The sequence below is a fragment of the Nocardia sp. TBRC8007 genome, from assembly GCF_056629435.1.
The window spans coordinates 1-2,963 of the sequence record NZ_JBWSOR010000074.1 but is presented as its reverse complement, the minus strand read 5'-3'; the positions used below and the strand labels follow the sequence as shown (position 1 = coordinate 2,963).

Sequence of the window (2,963 nt, the reverse complement as noted above, 5' to 3'; positions counted from 1 at the left end):
GTGCACTTCCCGTGATCTGTCCACTAGTTGTGGCGGCGACACCGGCCCGGTCTGCTTCGGTGGCTCGATCAGAAGCCTGCCCGATCCCGTTGCCGCGGGATCGTGGCCCATTACAGGCCTGCCCCGAAGTTCTCCTTCCGGGCCGCCACCGACCAACGACGTCGTGACTTGACCCCGTTAGTTCGGTCCGGGTGATCTGGCCTCCTCTGATCGGTCCGCTCTTACGCGGGCACCGACACGGACGGGTCATTCCACCTCGAGAGGGGTTGGTGCACGTGGGAGTTCGAGCAGTTACCAACTCTTGGCACTCTCGGGTTGTGGGTAGGAACACGTCGTTCAGCTTGGACGCGCACTACAGCGACTTCAGCGGTGCCGAGGTGGCCAGTGGCCGGTACCGGTCGGCAAGCGATGTGGTGCGCGCGGCGTTGCGGCTACTCGAGGACCGTGAGACCCAAATGGGTGCGTTGCGCCAGGCTCTCATCGAGGGCAAGCGCAGCGGGGAGCCCGAGCCGTTCGACTTCGACGAGTTCCTGGCCCGCAAGCGTGCCCAGGCTCGTCGGCGGTGAGCCGGTACCTGCTGTATCCCGCTGCCCGCGCCGACCTCGAGGAGATCTGGGACCACACCCGGGATCGGTGGGGCTCAGACCAGGCCGAGGACTATGTGGGCGAGTTCCGGCACGCGTTCGAACGCGTCGTGGACAGGCCGGGTACCGGCCAGGCTTGTGAGGAACTACGACCGGAGTATCGGCGCCTGCCGACCGGGTCCCACACCCTGTACTATCGGATCACCGAGAACGGGGTGGTCGCTATCGTGCGGATCCTGCACCAGCTCATGGACCCCAACCTGCACCTGTGACGGTGCGAGCGGCGGGATGAAGTAGCCCGGTGCTGCTCCGATGGTCGGGTCGTGGTTTGGTGGAGTACGAGTAGGCCCCTGGGAGGTTCTAGCTCCCAGGGGCCTACTCGTCTATGTATTCGCGTGGCGGTTACCGGATGTCCTCGATGCGGATTCGGGCGTAGGCGGAGTGGATTGTGGTGCCGAATCGGCCGGGGTGGGTGGTCCAGTCGCTGGTATCCGTAGGCGCGTAGCAGGTCATCGGCGGCGGCCATGTCGATCGGGCCGGCCATGTGTGCGGTGCCTTCGAAGGTCAGTGATTCCCACCAGCCTTCGATGTAGCGGCCGGAGATCGTCTTTCGGTGTCGTGGTCTTCCCAGGGGTCGGATTGGAACAGGTCGATCCCCGCTCCGTCGGGGTGGTCAGGGCGAGCGCAGATGTAGACGTAGACGATGTCATCGACCTCGGTCATCGCGCGACCACTTGTTCAGGTGAGGTCGAGGTGCAGGTCACGGTCCGCTCGTGACGCTTCAGTGTGGTGGTGTCGAGGGCTGGTTCGTTGGTGTGAGGCATGGCAATGTCTCTGGATGTTGTGGTGGGGAAGGTGTTCGAGGGGTCTGCGGGTCATCGCCCGATGTCCGGCGAGTGCAGCTGACGGCGCCTGGAGACGGCCCGCGTTTGGGCGCGGGCTTGGGCCTCCTGGGCAGGATCTCGGTCGGGGCGGGGCGCGCGGGCTCGCCCGGAGTTTGGATGCGCGGCCAGCGGCTGCGGCCTGGCGTTGGGCGATGGAGTCGTTGCGGTCGGCGACAGCACGATCGACCTTGGCTTTCCACTGCTGCTCACGCTGTGCGGCGGCATAACCCAATTCCCCAGCCTGACAGGCCCGCTCGTCGAGCAGGGCCCGTATGTCGGTCTGTTCCGTTTCGCCGACGCCCGCTGTGGCCAGCTCTTTGCCCAGGCGGGCGCATTTGTCGGCGTAGGAATGGCGTTCGGCATCGATGCCGCCAGGCTCGCGGGCGCCGCAGGCCACGGTGTAGAGCGAATCTCCGACCGACAACACCGCGACCTTGAGACGTTCGGCATCCCAGCCTCGAGGCTCGGCGCCGGATGCGTCGATACGCTGTGTGATCGCTTACCAGATCGCGCCCGAGAGGCGGGCGGCGGGCACACCGACACGATCGATGTCGGCATCAGCTTTGCTGCGTTCACCGGCGAACAACAACTCCGACAGCTGCCGGGGGTCGCGGATGCGTCCGGAGACGATCAGCTGGGCGCCGTAGCGTCTGATGTCGGCGGCCAGATCCTTGGCCAGCGTTTTCCGGACTCGGTCGGTGCCGCTGATCAGGCGCAGACCACACAGGACGGTTGTAGCCTTGGCAGCGGTGAGATCCGTGGGGACCCCGCGCGGCAACAGTTCGCGCAGCAAGGCGTGCAATTGGTTGACCGATCGAGTTCTGTTTTCGGACAGGGTCTTGCGTCGCTCGTCGAGTAGGGCGAGGGAGTCGGCGTGCGTTTCGGCGTATACCCGACGGGCATCACCCTGCAACGCCGCGACGCTGGCTGCCGCCGCAGCATCGATACGGTCGTTCTTGCGACGGCCGCCACGGGAGAGCTGCCGAACTCGCGCGGTCGCGGAAGGTGCCACGTCGACCACTGCCTCGCCAGCGGCGACCAGCCACTATGCCAGGTGGTGGCCGCGGCCTTCGGCGTTTTCCACGGCCCAGGTGTGTTCGGGCCATTGCCGTGCCCAGGCCAGCAGCTGTCGGTAGCCGACATGGCCGGCGTCGATGCGGAGCGATCCCCGATCGGAATTCGTCGCCGGATCCAGCGCGGTCGCCGTGTGAGTGGACTTGTGGGGATCAACGCCGAACAGCATCAGGTGCGGTTTCCTCGCCTCGTCGGGTGGGGTGATCCACGGCCGACAGGTCGACTTCCAGAACCCTTCGCAGCAAGTAGTCATCACGCCTCTGTCGAGTCGGACCGCGAACGGAGACCAGACGGTGGACATAATCGCGAGCAAGTCAGCCACACCGGCGACAGACAGTTGACGATTCACCCCGCCCGGTCACCTACGGGACGTTACGAGGTAGCGAACCTCTACCACGAACCGCTGCGTATAGATATTGAT

At 65.5% G+C, this 2,963-nt stretch carries 6 protein-coding genes; 2 read left to right on the top strand and 4 right to left on the bottom strand.

Annotation, left to right across the window (positions count from 1 at the left end; all coding sequences use genetic code 11):
* Positions 1–317: 317 nt before the first annotated feature.
* A complete protein-coding gene (locus tag ACX4ZE_RS22605) occupies positions 318–566 on the top strand; it encodes a type II toxin-antitoxin system ParD family antitoxin (protein WP_480275477.1) in 249 nt (82 codons plus the stop codon).
* Positions 563–856, top strand: coding sequence for a type II toxin-antitoxin system RelE/ParE family toxin (locus ACX4ZE_RS22600; protein WP_480275476.1), 294 nt, complete (start codon positions 563–565; stop codon positions 854–856). Before ACX4ZE_RS22605 ends, ACX4ZE_RS22600 begins: the two co-directional genes overlap by 4 nt.
* 292 nt (positions 857–1,148) lie before the next feature.
* Here the strand turns inward: ACX4ZE_RS22600 and ACX4ZE_RS22595 are convergent, their stop codons facing one another.
* The 4 genes from ACX4ZE_RS22595 to ACX4ZE_RS22580 form a co-directional block, all read right to left on the bottom strand.
* Positions 1,149–1,307 (bottom strand): hypothetical protein, encoded by a 159-nt coding sequence (locus tag ACX4ZE_RS22595; protein WP_480275475.1) that lies wholly within the window; start codon positions 1,305–1,307, stop codon positions 1,149–1,151.
* Between the two features lie 15 nt (positions 1,308–1,322).
* On the bottom strand, positions 1,323–1,892 hold the full coding sequence (locus ACX4ZE_RS22590; protein WP_480275474.1) for a hypothetical protein: 570 nt from the start codon (positions 1,890–1,892) through the stop codon (positions 1,323–1,325).
* A gap of 75 nt (positions 1,893–1,967) precedes the next feature.
* Positions 1,968–2,510: an IS110 family transposase gene (locus tag ACX4ZE_RS22585; protein ID WP_480275478.1), complete on the bottom strand. Its 543-nt coding sequence runs from the start codon at positions 2,508–2,510 to the stop codon at positions 1,968–1,970.
* A 3-nt stretch (positions 2,511–2,513) separates the two neighbouring features.
* On the bottom strand, positions 2,514–2,891 hold the full coding sequence (locus ACX4ZE_RS22580; protein WP_480275473.1) for a hypothetical protein: 378 nt from the start codon (positions 2,889–2,891) through the stop codon (positions 2,514–2,516).
* Positions 2,892–2,963 lie beyond the last annotated feature (72 nt).

Excerpts from the sequence above, each read along its gene's own strand:
- ACX4ZE_RS22595 (WP_480275475.1), bottom strand. The coding sequence starts at position 1,307 with ATGACCGAGGTCGATGACATCGTCTACGTCTACATCTGCGCTCGCCCT.